Here is a 15,131-nt window from a genome sequence, read left to right as displayed (position 1 = left end):
TTTTGATTCAATGGTAAGGCTGCGCAGATGATGCAGGCATCAGGGAATTACCGACCGGCTCCGCCGAGCGGGCAAGCCGCTCGGGCGGGCGCGGGCCGCCGTCCCCGCTAGAATGTGTAGGCGACGTTCACAAAAACGTTAATGGGTTCGATTCGGAGCGTCGACTTCGAAACGATCTGCTTTCCGGTTGCCGTCTGTCCGTATATGGTCATGTGCGTCTGGAGCGGCATATAGCCAACTGACGCTCCGACCGACCAGTGTTTGGCCAATGCGTAGCTTGCCCCGACCTCGAACACGGGGTTCCACGATGCACTGAGGGTCGCGCGTATGGATCCGCCGGGACCGACACTATCGGTGATGAACTGGTTGTTGGTTGCGCGAACCTGGGTGAACCACGTGTAGTTCACGCCCAATCCGGCGAAAGGACGAAATTTCGACTGGGCCTCGAACAGGTGATATCGAAGCTCGATGGCGGGCGGCATCGGCCTCGTCGTGCCGAGGGTGCCGTACTTCGAGAGCGTCCCGTCGCCAACCAGATTCACTGTTATTGGCAGGCCAAAGAGAGTGGCAATGCCAATGTGGTCGGTCACGTAGTACTCGGTGGTGATGCCGAGCGTATTCGTCGACGACGCGTGCGCGCCTGTACCCGTTAATTGCTGATTGACCGGCATACCACCCACACTTTCCACGGTAAGCGGCGTGGCATGACCCTGTGGAGCTACGTAAAGCCACCCTGTCGCCAGCGTAAAGCTACCGGCCGATTGCGCATTCGCATTTCCAGCAAGCGCAGCCGAACAGATATAACCCGCCATCACGGCAGGCCGGACATTTCTCCTGTAGTTCCTCACGCGTCTTCTCCTGCCTCATCGGCTAAATATCTTTTATCGTGCACACGGAATTAACGATCCGCCCATTTCTCGTTTCCGTTGGATCGGCCCTCATATTTCTATTCTCAATCCGAAAAACATCGCTTTTTTAATAGGTATGCTAAATATAGGGCTGTGATCTATCCCGATCCCAGCGTTGATATTCCATTGCCGTCGCCGCTGCTCCTCTAACCCTGCGCGATAGCGATTGAAAACGCGAACGGAAAGCGTCCGAGCGCGGAAGCCGCCAATGACTCGAGTGCTGTTCCGGGAACCTCGACGTGAACTGAAATTCCACGCAAGCCATCATCAGCGATGCTAATGGTTGCGCCCTCGACGCCAGCGTCCGCGAGCGCCGTTCGCAGCGCGTCCACCGTCTCAAGCCGCTTGAGCGCGGGCTTGAATATCTTGCCGACACCCGTCAGCGGCATTGTTTCAACGATCCGGATGCCCTTGGGGAACGCAGCTCGCTCGCTGATCTCGTCACGCAGGAACGCGGCCATTTCTGCTTCATTTGCCGATGTGCCTGGCTTGAGCTGGACATAGGCGACTGGCAGTTCGCCTGCGTGCATGTCCGGGCGCCCCACCGCCGCGGCAATCTGGACCGCCGGATGGCGATGCAGCGCTTCTTCGATCGCTGCAGGATCGATGTTGTGTCCGCCACGAATAATCAGTTCTTTCTTCCGCCCGGTGAGCCAGAAGTAGCCGTTTGCGTCGCGGCGACCGAGATCGCCTGTATTGAGCCATCTGCCGCCGTCAGCCAGGTCCAGCCAGATGCCGTTGTTCTGCTCCGGCCGCATATAGCCGATGAAAACATTGGGGCCGGAGATCACCAGTTGACCAACCTCGCCCGCGACGCAGTCGCGCACATAACGGCCCGCTTCGTCGACCATCACGGCTTTCATGGCCTGGCCCGGAACCCGAAGGCCGATTGAGCCGACCCGCCGTTCGCCGAGCGGCGGATTGATGCTGCTAATGCAGGTACCTTCCGTGAGGCCGTAGCCTTCGAGGATCCTGATTCCGGTTTGCGCCTGGAACGCGCGCAGCAACTCCACGGGCATCGGCGCGGCGCCGCACAACCCGTACTCGAGCGAACCGATATCGCGCTCGCCCACCGGAACGTCCAACAGCGAGCCGTAGAGGGTCGGCACGCCGCTGAAAAAGTTGATGCGGTAATGCTCGACAATATCCCAGAAGCGTTGGACAACACCGTCTCCGCGATAGCCCTGGGGCGTGCCCATCACGACATGCGCGCCGCGTGAAAACGGCAGCAGTCCCGTCACCATGACCGCGTTGACGTGAAAGAGCGGCAATCCGCAGAAGATCGTCTTGCCCGGACCCACGCTTTCGCCGAGGAATTGTCCGGCACTCCATGCATTGGCCACTTCGTTGCCGTGCCGGCGCATCGCAATTTTTGGCAGCCCTGTCGTGCCGCCTGTGCAGAAATAGGACGATACGTCGCCGCTGTTCATCCGGTACGGTGTGCAGAGTTCCACGCCCGTCTCCCGTGCGACGACTTCGCCGAAGTCGTGGATGCCAATGTGCGACGGAACTGCGCCTCGCACCCCTTCCTCGCCATGCAGCCTCGAGCATTCGCCGCGCTGAAGCATTCGGGCCGCAGTACGCTGGTCGCCCGGCGCATGGTCGGCAAGATTGATCAGCACGAGATGCTTGAGCGACGCAACCTTGCGCAAGACCGACTGCACTTTCGGCCACAGGTCCATGCCGGGATACGGCGCCAAAGTGACAAGCACACTGGCGCCCGAGGCATTGAGCAGTTCGCCTATCGCGTCGCCTTCGAGCAGTGGATTGATCGCGCAGACAATGCCGACCGCCTCGCCGCCCCAGACCACGAAGTGCGTTTCGGGCAGATTCGGCAATACATAGGCAATGACCGTGTCTCGCTGCACACCCAGTCGCGACAACATGTTTGCCGTGCGCGTAATATCGCGCACCAGTTCGCTGTAAGTCCAGCGCTCCGGGTTCGCGTAGCCTTGCGCTGTTGCGAAGAACGAAAGCGCGGGTGCCGATGGATTGATCGCGGCGCCCCGGCAGATCATTTCGTAGGTGCTAGACGCAAGATCGGCCGGTTGCCCATGCGATTCGATAGCGAGGACATCCTGCTCGTTAGCGACGGCTTTCATACGGCCTCGGCGACGACGACGTTGCGCTGGGTGCCAAGATCAATCGAGCCATCCTGGCTAACGATACGTGCTTCGACCACATCGCCATCCTGAAGGTATTGCGCACGCTCAGCTTGCAGCGCGAAAAAGAGTCGCCATTTCTCGGCTTCGGGCAGCTGCGCCGCGGCGCGTTGCTTTTCCGGCGACGGAATAATCAGCGCGCAACCGGACGGCGTACCCGTTGCGAGCAAGTCGCCGGCGTGCAGGTCCTGGACGCTGGACAGCTCGGTCAATGTCTCTGCCGGACCGTAGACGAGACCCGAAGAGGAATCGTTCTGCCGAACCGTTCCATTGACAGTCAGCGTCAGCACGAGGTCCTTGAGCTTCGGTAAGTCGTGCTTTTCGAGCAGGCAAAGATACGGTCCGACCGGGCCGAACGTACGATAGCTCTTGCCCTTGTAGAACTGCATCTGTGGAATCTGGACATCGCGTGCTGAATAGTCGTTCACGATCACGGCACCGGCGACGTAGTCGTGCAGGTTCTCATCGGTAATCGTTGCGCGGGACGTGACATCGCGCTTGAGGACAAGACCGAGTTCGATCTCGTAGTCGAGGAACCGCACCGAATTCGGCTTCACCAGCCTGGAGTCCGCAGGAACGATGCAGCTCGTGGCCTTCGTGAAGATCATGTTGAACTTCTTCGCATCCGGGTCCATACCGGATTCGATCATGTGCTGGCGGTAATTCGCGCCCTGGCAGATGAACTGCTGATTGGCAGTAACGGGCGAGAGCCATTGCACATCCGCTTCGGCAAGCGTGGCGCCATCCAGCGTCAATAACCGCTCGACCGGATTGGCGTGGATAAACTCGGCGGTCGTCTTGAACTCGCCGGGAATCGGCGTGATGGCGTTGTTAGCCACTACGCCCCATTGGGCGCGACCATCGTGCAGATAATGCAGAACGTGAATTGCCATGTTGTCTGTCTCCGGATTCGATAAGGGGGGGCGTCAGGCAAAAATCTTGAACAGTGCACGGAGCCTCGCCAGCGTGACGTCGGGGCTTCGGCGCAGGCTTGCAATCAGCGCCGCGATGCTCGCAAGCGTCAATCGGGGCTTGGTGAAGCTGCTCGGCATCGTTGGCCCCCATTGGGCCATCGCCTCGCGGCTCACGGTATGGATTCCCGTGGGCGCGCCGCTGGTGAAGAGATCGCCATCGCAGTAGTGCTCATGCTTGTCTCCCCACGGGTCCTGCCAGTAGTCGAAAATCTGGCTCCCGAGGATATGCCGGCCGATGCCCCACGCATGCGTCCATCCGCTATCGCGCAGGATGCGCTGGCCCATCCCGACCGCATCCGCATCGACGAGCTCATAGGCGCTATGGCTGTATTTCGGGGCGAACGTCTGTGCAAGCGCGAGCGTGTGATGATCGGCCGGCTGGTCGCCGAGATCGAGCCGCATGAATGTGACAGCCGGCGAACCATCGGGCAGCACCTGCACGTCGCTGGGGATAAACCCGAAATGGCGCGTGTACCACGCGCAGGTTTGCTGATAATCGGCGAGTTCCAGCACCACGTGCCCAAGCTTGATGATTTCAGGGGCACTCTCGGGGGGGCGCTGCGTGCCGTTGATGCGAATGGCGGCATCGACGGAATTGAACGCCAATGGCAGCCGGTGCGGCAACGCAGTGGAAGGCGCCTGGCCCCAGATCGCATCGACACGAAACCCCGACGGATCCTCCAGTTGGACCACGTAGCCGCCACCCGGCAGCGCGGTCGCTTGCACCTCAGACGCACCTGGCAGCCTGGCGAGCGCGTGCAGTTCGGCTTCGCTGCCGACCTGCAGACCAAACCCAACGAAGCGCGCTTTGGACGATTTGCGCACGATATAGCAGAAGTGCGACGCGCCTGTGCCGCGCAGAAGCAGCATCTCTTCGCCACGCGTGACCGTTCGAAGCCCGAAGTCATTGAGAAACCGTTCAGCTTGCCCGAGATCCGGGCGGTCGAACATGAGGTACGCCAATGCAATGGCTTTTGCCGTTGGATCGGGGTGACGAGCCGGCTGTGCAGTAGTCAGTTTCATGGCTAACGGTAATCAGGTAGTTGGGATCGGTGATGCAGCACGCAGCGCTGGCGCGCCGCCCCCCGTCGCCTCGCGAGCACGCGCAGGCTCACCGGGCAGCCAACCTGCCGGCGAGGGATGGATAGCGGGCCGGAAGGCCCGGATGGTCGGATGGGTAAGGTGATGCCGGCCGCTGGGCGCGATGCCGGTTTCGATTGCTGTCTCCACAATCACTCCGTCTGTTTCTGGTTTGATCGGCTCCTGACGCCGTTGATGACATTAAACTCATCGCTGATAGTTTTGTCAATAAAGACATTCGAATCTATACTGTGGTTATGCCCAGATTTGGATCCACCATGACAACCACGACAAAGCGCGCGGCAGCGAGGCGCTCTGCGCCTGCGGCGCCCGCCTCCCCCGCTCCCGTCATCGAAGAAAAAGAGCCTCGCGGGGCGCGCCGCAAGCGCGAGACGCGCGCCCGTCTGCTCGACGCGGCCCTCAGGCTGATGGCTGAAAAAGGCATGGAAGGCGTGGCGATCAACGAAATCACCGAGGCCGCCGATGTCGGCTTTGGCTCGTTCTACAACCATTTCGAGTCGAAGGAGGCGATCTACGCGACGCTCGTCGACAACGTGTTCGAAGAGTTTGCGAACGTGCTCGATCGCCTCGCGGAGGGCATTTCCGACCCGGCCGAAGTGGTAGCCGTCTCGGTGCGCCACACGGTCCTGCGTGCGCGGCACAATCCCGTGTGGGGACGTTTCCTGATACGCGAAGGGTTTTCTGAGCGCGCGCTGAGCCGCGGGCTAGGCCAGCGGCTCCTGCGCGACATTCGAAACGGCATTGCTGCCAAGCGATTTGTCGTCGCCGACCCGTTTATTGGCTATCTCGCGGTGGGTGGCACCGTGCTCTCCGCCATCGCGGCCGAATTGAACTATGTTGCGCCGGGCGCAAGTGGCGCGGGCATGCTGAAGGAGCTGGGTTTCAACGGCGAGCACTTTCCAGAGCGCACGGCAGCCATGCTGTTGCAAATACTCGGCCTGAAGCGCGCGGAAGCGGAAAAGATTGCCGCGCGTCGACTGCCCGTTGTCGAGGTAGCCGACGAGGCAGCTTGAGATCGGCCAGCCCGGATGTCATGCCGTTCGCGCGCAACTCGATCATAGGTAAATAAAGCGGAAATCCGGCGGCATTCACACTGGCGAAACGGCGAAGGCGTTCCTGGCGGATCGCCCTCGCGTTTCAAGAACGCCCAGGTCAATGCGTTGATGCTGTCGTCTGCGGAGCCGGCTGAGCCGGGGGCAGTTCCCCCATCGCCTGGAACAGTGCGGCTGTATCGCTCATGCGCCGGCCCGCTGCTCGCACTGCGCCGATCTCCGCGTTCAGATAGCGCGACTCGCTCGCATGCGTTGCAGCGGAAGGCAGCGAGCCCAGCCGGTGGCGCGACGACGTGTCCTCGAATGCCGTCCGCGCAGCGTCGGCGGCAACTTCGCTCGACGCGAGGCTCTGTGCGTCGTTATCGAGCGCGGCGAGCGAATTCGCCACGTCCTGGAACGCCGAAAGCACAGTGGACTTGTAATGCAGCACGGTGGCGTCGTAAGTATCGATCGCCGCGCGGCGCTGCGCGAACAGCGCGCCGCCATGGAAGATCGGCTGCGAGAGGCTCGCGCCGATAGCCCACAGCCCGCCCGCACCCGAAACCACCGCCGGCCAGCTGAAGCCGCCGCGGCCCATCGCGCCCGTCAGCGACAGGCTCGGGAAGAGTTGCGCCGTTGCCTCGCCCACATCGGCGGCCGCCGCTTTGACGGCGGCGTCGGCTGCCTGGATGTCCGGGCGCGAGCGCAACAGGTCCGAAGGCACGGCGACGGGAACGTGCTCGGGCAGCGACAGGCTGTCCAGATCCGGCACGCTCGGGGCATTGTCCGGCGTACGGCCTATCAGCACCGCCAGCGCATGAACCGACGTCGCGCGTTGCTGACGCAGTTCGGGCAACGTCGCCGCGATGGAAGCCGCGTCCTGTTTCGATTCGAGCGCCTGTACACGTGAGGCCGAGCCGAGCGCGTAGCGCTGCGCATCTTCATTCGCAGCATCATCCGATACGGCTACGAGCCGCTCGGTGAGCGCAATCTCCCGATCGAGTGCCGCCACATTGATCGTCGCGCCAACGATGTTTGCAGCGAGCGCACGGCGCGACGCTTCCTGTTCAAACGCCTGCACATTCACACGGGCCGCGCTCGCCGAATTCATGTAGCGCGTCTGGCCGAACAGGTCGAACGTGTAATGCGCGAGCAACTGCCCGGCAAAGAAGTTGTATTGCACCTGCTCGGGGAGGCCAAGCTGGGGCGCGACCGGTGATCGGGCGCGCTGGACCTGCGCGGCGCCGTCAATCGATGGCAGCGTCGATGAGCCGACCTGCGCGCGCAGCTGCTCTTGCGCCGCGGCAAGCGTACGCTGCGTCGCCGCAAGCGTCGGGCTGTTACGCAGCCCTTCGTCGACGAGTGCGTTCAGCGCGGCGCAGTGGTAGAGCTGCCACCATTGCGGCCCGGGCGTGGCGCCGAGATCGAAGGTCTGCGCCACGCCAGCCGCTGCCACCGTCTTCGCCGGCTGCGCCTGCGCACCGTAATGCTCGGGAGACGGCATCGCCGGCGGCTCGCCGCTGGGCCCGAACGAGCACGCCGTCATGGCGAACGCCGCCGCAACCACGGATGCCTTGTAAGTAAGACTCATGATCAACCCTCCGTATGCTCGACGACGACCTGTTGCGCGCCACGCTCGTCACTACGGACCCCGAAGCAAGTCGCGTAGAGGGCCGGCAGGAAGAACACAGTCAACAAGGTAGCGACGGTGATGCCGCCCATCAGCGCAGTCGCCATCGGCCCGAAGAAGCCCGAGCGCAACAGCGGAATCAGCGCGAGCACGGCGGCGGCGGCAGTCAGCATGATCGGCCTGAAACGCCGCACCGTTGCGCCGATAATGGCGTCGAAGCGCGCCTGCCCCGCCGCGATGTCCTGATCGATCTGGTCCACCAGGATCACGGAGTTGCGCATGATGATGCCGAACATCGCAATCACACCAAGCAGCGCAACGAAGCCGAACGGCTTGCCGAACAGCAACAGCGCCGTCACCACGCCGATCAGACCCAGCGGGGCAGTAAGCACGACGATGAAGGTGCGCGCGAAGTTCTTAAGCTGAATCATCAGCAGCGTCAGCACCGCGATGATCATCAGCGGCATTTCCGCGTTGATCGACGTCTGGCCCTTCACGCTCTCTTCGACCGCCCCGCCCACCTCGATCCGGTACCCGACAGGCAGCTTCGCGCGCACCGTCGTGAGTGCCTGGTCGAGGTTGCGCGTCACGTCGATGCCCTGCGCGTCGCCGCGCACGTCGGCCTGCACCGTGATGGTCGGCTGGCGATCGCGCTCCCATATCACGCCGTACTCGAGCGTGTCGCGCACATGTCCGAGCGAGCCGAGCGGAACCGGCCCGCCCGGTGTCGGAATTGCAAGGCTCGTGAGCTTTGCGGGGTCGATGCGCTCGCTCTTCGGCGCACGCAGATCGACGTTGATCAGCTTGTCGCGCTCGCGGTACTGCGTAACGGTGTAGCCCGACAGCGTCATGGCGAGGAAGCTCGAAACGTCCTCTGACGTGACGCCAAGCTGGCGCGCCCGGTTCTGGTCCATTTCGAACGAGATCGAACGTTCTGCCGGTTCGTCCCAGTCGAACTGGACGTTGCGCGTGCGCGAGTCGCCACGAACCTTCTCTGCGACCGTTTCCGCGATCGACCGCACCGTCGCGATATCGTCGCCGCTCACGCGGAACTTGATCGGGAACCCGACGGGCGGCCCGTTTTCGAGTCGTGCCACACGTGTGCGAACACCGGTAAAGTCTTTCTCCAGTTTCGCGTCGAGCCAGTGCATCAGTTCCTCGCGTGTTTCGACGTCTTTGGCCGTGATCACGAACTGCGCGAAATTCGGCTGCTGCAGTTGCTGGTCGAGCGGGAGATAGAAGCGCGGCGCGCCCGTGCCGACGAAGTCGACGAAGTGGTCGATCCCCGGCTTGCCATCGAGAACCTTCTCGAGGCGCTTTGATTCACGTAACGTCGCCTCGAACGAAGCGCCTTCCGGCAGCCTGAGGTCGACCAGCAGTTCGGGCCGCTCGGAGTTCGGGAAGAACTGCTGCGGCACGCGCGTGAATGCCCCCATCGCAATGACGAAGAGCACGGCGCTCACCCCGAGCACGACCCAGCGCCGGACGATACACGACGCAACCCAGCCGGACAGGCGCCGGTAAAAGCCTGTGTTGTAGACATCGTGTTCATGGCCGTGGCCGCCGCTCGCGTGAGCCTTGCGCTCCGGTAGCAGATGGAAGCCCAGCAATGGCACCAGCACAACCGCAGCGAACCACGAAACGATGAGCGCAATGGCCGATACCTCGAAGATCGAGCGTGTGTATTCACCCGTGCTCGATTTCGCAAGCGCGATCGGCAGGAAGCCCGAAACCGTGACGAGCGTGCCCGTCAGCATCGGAAACGCCGTGCTCGTGTAGGCAAAGGCCGCCGCGCGCATGCGGCTCCACCCTTGCTCCAGCTTCACGGCCATCATTTCGACAGCGATGATGGCATCGTCGACGAGCAGCCCGAGCGCGAGCACGAGCGTGCCGAGCGAAACCTTGTCCAGACCGATACCGAACAGATGCATGCAAAGCGCCGTCACGGCCAGCACAATAGGGATCGTGATGACGACAACCATGCCGGTGCGCAGGCCGAGCGAAACAAGGCTGACAACCAGCACGATCGCCACCGCTTCGCCAACCGCCTCGACGAAGTCGTCCACCGAGTGCTTGACCGCGTGCGGCATGCTCGAAACCGGCTCGAGCTTCAGACCGGCCGGCAGCGACGCCTGCAATTGCGCCGTCTTCGCATCGAGTGCCTTGCCGAGGTCAATGACGTCTCCGCCCTTTTGCATCGTCACACCGATGCCGAGCACTGCGTGGCCGCCAACGCGCATCTGCGACACGGGCGGATCGTCATAGCCGCGCCTGATGGTTGCGATATCGCCAAGTCTGAACGAGCGGTTGTTGACGGTGATTAGCGTGTCGGCGAGCGCCTGTTCATTCTTGAACGCGCCGCTCGGCCGCACGAATACCCGGTCGTCCGCCGTCGTAATGGTGCCGACGGGTGCGACGGTGTTCTGCGCGTCGATTGCACGAGCGAGTTGCTGCGGCGTGATCGACAGACGCGTGAGCTGTGCATTCGAAATCTCGAGGAAAATATGCTGATCGGGGTCGCCGAAGTAATCGACCTTCGCGACGCCCGGCACGCGCAGCAGAACCGTGCGCAGCTGGTCCGCATAATCGTGCAGTTGCGCGGGCGTAAAGCCATTGCCTTCGAGCGAATAGATGTTCGTGTAGACGTCGCCGAACTCATCGTTGAAGAAGGGTCCTGCCGTTCCCTTCGGCAGCGTCGCAGCGATATCGCCCACCTTCTTGCGGACCTGGTACCAGGTCTCGGGCACCTCCTTGACAGGCGCCGCGTCCTTCATCGCGAAGAAAATCATCGACTCGCCGGGGCGCGAGTAGCTCTTGATGTTGTCGACATACGGCGCCGCCTGAAGCTGCCGGCCAATGCGGTCCGTGATCTGCTCCTGCACTTCGCGGGCGGTCGCGCCCGGCCAGTACGTCTTGATGACCATCGTCCGGAATGTGAATGGCGGGTCTTCCGATTGCGCAAGATGGGTGTAGCCAATCACCCCGAAAAGCGTGGCCAGCCCGATCAGAAAAATCACGAGCTGCTGGTGCCGCAGCGCCCATGAAGAGAGGTTAAAGCCCGTACCGCCGTCGCTTTCCTCGACAGAAGCGTTCGCCGGCGCGCTGTCGAGCGCGTGTTCGTGGTCGCGCGCGTTCATACCGAAGCGTCCCCTGAATGCAGCGGAGGCACCACTTGCACATGCTGCCCTGAACTCACGGCATGCACGCCCTGCAGGACGACGCGCTCGCCATCGTGCAGTCCCGAACTGAACGAGACAGTGCCCTCGTCGTACCGCTCGATCGTCACCGGGCGCAACTCGAGCGTGTCGCTGCCTTTACGCACCACCCACACGGCCGGATCATCACCCTTGTGGAAGAGCGCCGTCACCGGCAGCGTGAAGACCGCGCCGGCATCGTCCGCTGCGCTGAATGCCACATTCGCGGTCATGCCAAGACGCACCTCGGGACTCGGCGCTGTCAGCGTGAGCTTCACGCGCCACGTGCGGCTTTGCGGATCGGCTGCAGCCGAAACCTCGCGCACGTGTGCTTCGAAAGTCTTGCCGGGCAGCGCGGGCAAGGTGACGCGCGCGTTGCTACCGACAGCAAGCGCGTTCAGCGTTCTTTCAGGCACGTCGCTAACGACATCGACATCGCCCGTCCAGTCAAGGTGATACACGGCCTGGGTTGCCTGAACGTTCTGGCCGGTATCCACATCCTCGGAAGTGATGACGCCGTCGTGGTCTGCGGTGAGCGTCGCGTAGCGAAGGTGATCCGTGGCGAGCGTCATCTGGGCGAGCGCGGAAGTGCGCTGCGCAAGCGCCGAAGCGTAGGCATCTTCGGTCTGCTCCAGCTGCGCGGGAGCAATCAGGTTCGCACGTGCCTGAGCCTGATCGCGGTCGAGCTGCTGCCTGGCAAAAACGAGGCGATGCTCGGCAGCGTCGAGCTGCGCGCGCGCATTGACGAGGTTGTTCTGCAGATCGGTCGGGTCGAGCAACGCAACCGTCTGTCCCGCCTTGACCGTATCGCCGATATGCACCCGCCGCTCTATGACCTTGCCTCCCACCCGGAACGACAGAGGCGTGGAATAACGCGCCTGCACCTGTGCCGGCAACGAGTTGCTCTCAGCGTGCCCATCCGGATGAACCGCAAGCGCAACGACGGGCTTGGCCTCCGGGCTGATTACCTCGTGCTGGCGGCATGCACCAAGAACGATGGCGCTGCACGCCGCAACGACGACAGTCAACTTCTGTGACGATGTAAAGAAGGAAGGCAACAAGGAGCGCACTCGTTTCAGCGCGACAAGACCGGGATGTTTCACGATGTTCACAAGGCAGATGATGAATTCAGGTGGAAAAGTCGTCCACGCCGATGGCCAGTCGCGCCTGCAAGAAGCGCGCGTTGCCAGAAGCGCGAAAACAAAGCCATTGGCGTGCTTCGAGGCGACGGGTGACATTAAACCCATTACTGATATTCTTGTCAACTATGACAGTTAAACATAAAATATGAGGGATATACAGGAGGAGCTAACATGACCAACGTCCCGCTTTCCCGCACGAGCCGTCGGCGACAGGCGAAGACGCCAGTCCCCGGTCGCGAATCCATCGCAACGCGATCGCCGCGCGTGGCCCGACGCAAGCTCGAAACGCGGCTTCGTTTGCTCGATGCCGCGTTTGCGCTGGTGGAGGAAAAAGGAATGGACAACGTCACGATCACAGAGATTACGAACGCCGCCGACGTGGGATTCGGGTCGTTCTATAACTACTTCGATTCGAAGGAAGGGATCATTGCTGCGCTCGCGGACTGGTTGTTCGAGGAGTTCGCGAGTACGCTCGATCGTCTCGCAGCCGGGTTGTCCGACCCGGCCGAAGCGATCGCAATGTCGGTACGTCATACGGTTTTGCGCGCATATCGGAAGCCGGTTTGGGGGCAACTACTGATACGCGAAGGACTATCCACGCGAGTCCTGATCGAGGGGCTGGGTCAGCGACTACTGCGGGACACGAAGAGGGGGATTTCGGAACGCCGCTTCGTGGTCGCGGACGAACTGCTGTGTACGTTTTCCGTGATCGGCACTGTCATCGCCGCAATAGCTGCTGAGCTTCACCTCTCCGGATCTTCAAAGCGGGCGGTTCGCTCACGAAAGGCCCTTCGATCCAGACACGAGAAGTTCGCCGAAAGCACGGCGGCCATCGTGCTGCAGGCGTTTGGCATCAAACGTTCGGAAGCCGAAACGATTGCTCGCCGTCCACTGCCCGCGCCGCCTCAAGCGGCGAGCGTATCAAGCGATCCGGCGGCATGACGCGACTGCTTCAGCGGCGGCAGCCTCTGGCAGGCAATCAAGCAACATCCGCTGTGTGCCGATGCACTGCGCAGCGGCCGCGGATTTCAAAACGATCAGTTCCGGTAAAGCGTGCTTGCACAATAGCCCAGCTTTACTTCTGCGGATTTGGCGAACCTGGGGCACCAGAATCTAGCCCCTTCAGCCGGGCTCAGGGCGCCTTACCCCTTCCCTGCCGGCCCGTCACGCATCGATGCTGCGCTCGCTTGCAAGCCACGCTCGCCATCCACCAAATTCCGATATATCCGTTCCCGACAGCACGCCATAGGGTTCGCACAGGAAGCCGGTTACCCACGAGCCGTCTGACAATTCGATCTTCCCCAGCACCAGCGGAGACGGCACGGTTGCGATGAACGAACCGAACTCGACGCTTGGCATTTCCCACACTTCGAGCGCAACCTTCGCGCCGTTCTCAGCCACTCGCCACATTCCCGGGCGTCTCGTGCCGTCCGCAGAAGCCGGCAGCGCGGCCAGCCGATAATGCGCAGCCGTGTGCGTTGCCTGAACCCTATGCGCGCCTCGGGAAACCAGATCCTTGTTCAGCGGCAGCCCTTGCATGTGAGCACCGCACACCGCGACGCGAATCCGATCGTTGGTCGCCACTCGCCGCGCGCAAGACTCCGGGCGGTTTCCACCGACGAATTCGATGCCGCTCGCCGTTTGCAGCATGTCGGCGACGCCCAACAGATACTGGTCGGTGAAGGCGCGGCCGAAGACGGTTACGCCCCACGGCAGCCCGTTCTTCATGAACCCGGTTGGAGTGGCGACCGCTGCGTAATCCAGCAGATTCATGAAGTTCGTGTAGTAACCGAGCAACGAGTTCGGCCCGATGGGGTCTTGCGCCAGTTCAGCCAGTGTCACCGGGCGAGGATAAGTCGGCGTCAGCACGAAATCCAGTGAATCGACCACCGCGTCACAGGCGGCCTTCAACGACTGCAAGCGATATTGCGCGCGAAATAGTTCAACCGCTGTCGCACCCGGCGCCTTGGCCAGCACGTCTCGAATGACGGGAAGCACGGCGTCCGGCGTCGTTGACATCAACTCGCCTGCTACGCTGTAACGCTCGGCAACCCAGGGCCCCTGATAAAGGAGATTGGCGGCTTCGACAAAGGGCTCGAAATCGATCTCCACCGCCTCGCCGCCTGCCGTTTCCAGGCGTGCACGAGCGCATGCGAACAGCTCCGGACTCTCCGCGCATCCCGCGAATTCAAGGCGCGCCGGAACCCCAAACCGGAACGACGAGGGCTTGCCGAACGCACTTGCCGAGTTCCACTGCGGGTTCTTGCGACTGTATGCATCGCGGGCATCGGTCTGCGCGGTCAACGAGAGAAGCTCACTAGCCTCTTCAGCCGTGGCAGTGAAGAATGTCACGCAATCGAGCGTGCGGCAGGCGGGGACCACCCCCGCCGTCGAGAGGATGCCCTTGGTCGGCTTGAGTCCGATGAGATTATTCAGGCCGGCAGGCACACGACCAGAGCCCGCCGTGTCTGTCCCGAGCGCGAAGCTCGCCACGCCCAACGCGACGGCAAGAGACGAACCCGCGCTCGAGCCGCCCGACGGGTAGTCCGCAAGCACACTGTTGCGACATTTGCCGTATGGCGAACGCGTGCCGTTCAGACCCGTAGCGAACTGGTCGAGATTGGTCTTGCCGAGCGGAATGGCGCCAAGCGAAATCAGCTGGCTGACAAGGGTCGCTGACTCCTGCGGCGTGTACGCAAAGTCGGGGCACGCGGCGGTTGTCGGAATTCCAGCAAGGTCGATATTGTCCTTGATGGCGAACGGCACACCGTACAACGGCAGACGCCTCAAGTCTTGCTGCTCGAGCCAGTCAAGGTACGGCGCGACTTCGCCTTCGGTCAGAAGATGAATGAAGAGATTGAACTCCGGATTCAGTGCGCTCGCTTTCTCGAGCAGTTCGGCCACAAGCTGGCGCGGCGTGAGTCGCCCATTGCGATACGCACTACGGAGCGTGGAAAGTCGCAGGTCGAATGACGGCATGGTTCTCTGT

General features: G+C 62.2%; 11 protein-coding genes. 3 read left to right on the top strand and 8 right to left on the bottom strand.

Features of this window, described 5'->3' with window-relative positions:
- Positions 1-107: 107 nt before the first annotated feature.
- The 4 genes from NH14_RS03435 to NH14_RS03420 form a co-directional block, all read right to left on the bottom strand.
- Positions 108-812: an OmpW/AlkL family protein gene (locus tag NH14_RS03435; RefSeq protein ID WP_035521499.1), complete on the bottom strand. Its 705-nt coding sequence runs from the start codon at positions 810-812 to the stop codon at positions 108-110.
- A 242-nt stretch (positions 813-1,054) separates the two neighbouring features.
- Complete coding sequence (locus NH14_RS03430) at positions 1,055-3,010, bottom strand: acyl-CoA synthetase (RefSeq protein WP_035521501.1); 1,956 nt, start codon at positions 3,008-3,010, stop codon at positions 1,055-1,057.
- The gene (locus NH14_RS03425; protein ID WP_035521503.1) at positions 3,007-3,963 is read right to left on the bottom strand and encodes a fumarylacetoacetate hydrolase family protein; all 957 of its coding nucleotides are present in this window, start codon (positions 3,961-3,963) and stop codon (positions 3,007-3,009) included. The genes NH14_RS03430 and NH14_RS03425 overlap by 4 nt, the downstream gene beginning before the upstream one ends.
- A 33-nt stretch (positions 3,964-3,996) precedes the next feature.
- The gene (locus tag NH14_RS03420) at positions 3,997-5,067 is read right to left on the bottom strand and encodes a VOC family protein (RefSeq protein WP_035521505.1); all 1,071 of its coding nucleotides are present in this window, start codon (positions 5,065-5,067) and stop codon (positions 3,997-3,999) included.
- Between the two features lie 335 nt (positions 5,068-5,402).
- Between NH14_RS03420 and NH14_RS03415 the strand changes: the two genes are divergently transcribed.
- Entirely contained in the window at positions 5,403-6,158 is a 756-nt protein-coding gene (locus NH14_RS03415) for a TetR/AcrR family transcriptional regulator (RefSeq protein WP_084225022.1), read from the top strand.
- Positions 6,159-6,297: 139 nt separating this feature from the next.
- Here the strand turns inward: NH14_RS03415 and NH14_RS03410 are convergent, their stop codons facing one another.
- The 3 genes from NH14_RS03410 to NH14_RS03400 are packed head-to-tail and all read right to left on the bottom strand — an operon-like array spanning position 6,298 to position 12,070.
- Positions 6,298-7,767, bottom strand: a complete 1,470-nt coding sequence (locus NH14_RS03410) for an efflux transporter outer membrane subunit (RefSeq protein WP_035521509.1) — start codon at positions 7,765-7,767, stop codon at positions 6,298-6,300.
- 2 nt (positions 7,768-7,769) lie between these two features.
- Positions 7,770-10,943 carry an efflux RND transporter permease subunit gene (locus tag NH14_RS03405; RefSeq protein WP_035521510.1) on the bottom strand — a complete coding sequence of 1,058 codons (3,174 nt, stop codon included), beginning with the start codon at positions 10,941-10,943 and terminating at the stop codon, positions 7,770-7,772.
- Positions 10,940-12,070 carry an efflux RND transporter periplasmic adaptor subunit gene (locus tag NH14_RS03400; RefSeq protein WP_407947125.1) on the bottom strand — a complete coding sequence of 377 codons (1,131 nt, stop codon included), beginning with the start codon at positions 12,068-12,070 and terminating at the stop codon, positions 10,940-10,942. Before NH14_RS03400 ends, NH14_RS03405 begins: the two co-directional genes overlap by 4 nt.
- On the opposite strand from NH14_RS03400, the gene NH14_RS03395 reads away from it, so the two are divergent.
- The gene (locus NH14_RS03395) at positions 11,997-12,278 is read left to right on the top strand and encodes a hypothetical protein (RefSeq protein ID WP_162531581.1); all 282 of its coding nucleotides are present in this window, start codon (positions 11,997-11,999) and stop codon (positions 12,276-12,278) included. The two genes, NH14_RS03400 and NH14_RS03395, sit on opposite strands and share 74 nt — an antisense overlap.
- Before the next feature lie 35 nt (positions 12,279-12,313).
- Positions 12,314-13,084: a TetR/AcrR family transcriptional regulator gene (locus NH14_RS03390; RefSeq protein WP_035521512.1), complete on the top strand. Its 771-nt coding sequence runs from the start codon at positions 12,314-12,316 to the stop codon at positions 13,082-13,084.
- A 222-nt stretch (positions 13,085-13,306) separates the two neighbouring features.
- Here NH14_RS03390 and atzF read toward each other — a convergent pair whose 3' ends face one another.
- Positions 13,307-15,121, bottom strand: a complete 1,815-nt coding sequence (gene atzF / locus NH14_RS03385; RefSeq protein ID WP_035521513.1) for an allophanate hydrolase — start codon at positions 15,119-15,121, stop codon at positions 13,307-13,309.
- Positions 15,122-15,131: the final 10 nt, after the last annotated feature.

Source organism: Paraburkholderia sacchari (assembly GCF_000785435.2).
GTDB classification, from domain to species: domain Bacteria; phylum Pseudomonadota; class Gammaproteobacteria; order Burkholderiales; family Burkholderiaceae; genus Paraburkholderia; species Paraburkholderia sacchari.
The sequence above is the reverse complement of the archived record's forward strand: the minus strand, read 5'-3'. Positions and strand labels throughout refer to the sequence as shown.

Excerpts from the sequence above, each read along its gene's own strand:
- NH14_RS03390 (WP_035521512.1), top strand. The coding sequence starts at position 12,314 with ATGACCAACGTCCCGCTTTCCCGCACGAGCCGTCGGCGACAGGCGAAG.
- atzF (WP_035521513.1), bottom strand. The coding sequence starts at position 15,121 with ATGCCGTCATTCGACCTGCGACTTTCCACGCTCCGTAGTGCGTATCGC.
- NH14_RS03425 (WP_035521503.1), bottom strand. The coding sequence starts at position 3,963 with ATGGCAATTCACGTTCTGCATTATCTGCACGATGGTCGCGCCCAATGG.
- NH14_RS03415 (WP_084225022.1), top strand. The coding sequence starts at position 5,403 with ATGACAACCACGACAAAGCGCGCGGCAGCGAGGCGCTCTGCGCCTGCG.
- NH14_RS03410 (WP_035521509.1), bottom strand. The coding sequence starts at position 7,767 with ATGAGTCTTACTTACAAGGCATCCGTGGTTGCGGCGGCGTTCGCCATG.
- NH14_RS03405 (WP_035521510.1), bottom strand. The coding sequence starts at position 10,943 with ATGAACGCGCGCGACCACGAACACGCGCTCGACAGCGCGCCGGCGAAC.
- NH14_RS03430 (WP_035521501.1), bottom strand. The coding sequence starts at position 3,010 with ATGAAAGCCGTCGCTAACGAGCAGGATGTCCTCGCTATCGAATCGCAT.
- NH14_RS03435 (WP_035521499.1), bottom strand. The coding sequence starts at position 812 with ATGGCGGGTTATATCTGTTCGGCTGCGCTTGCTGGAAATGCGAATGCG.
- NH14_RS03420 (WP_035521505.1), bottom strand. The coding sequence starts at position 5,067 with ATGAAACTGACTACTGCACAGCCGGCTCGTCACCCCGATCCAACGGCA.
- NH14_RS03395 (WP_162531581.1), top strand. The coding sequence starts at position 11,997 with ATGGCGCTGCACGCCGCAACGACGACAGTCAACTTCTGTGACGATGTA.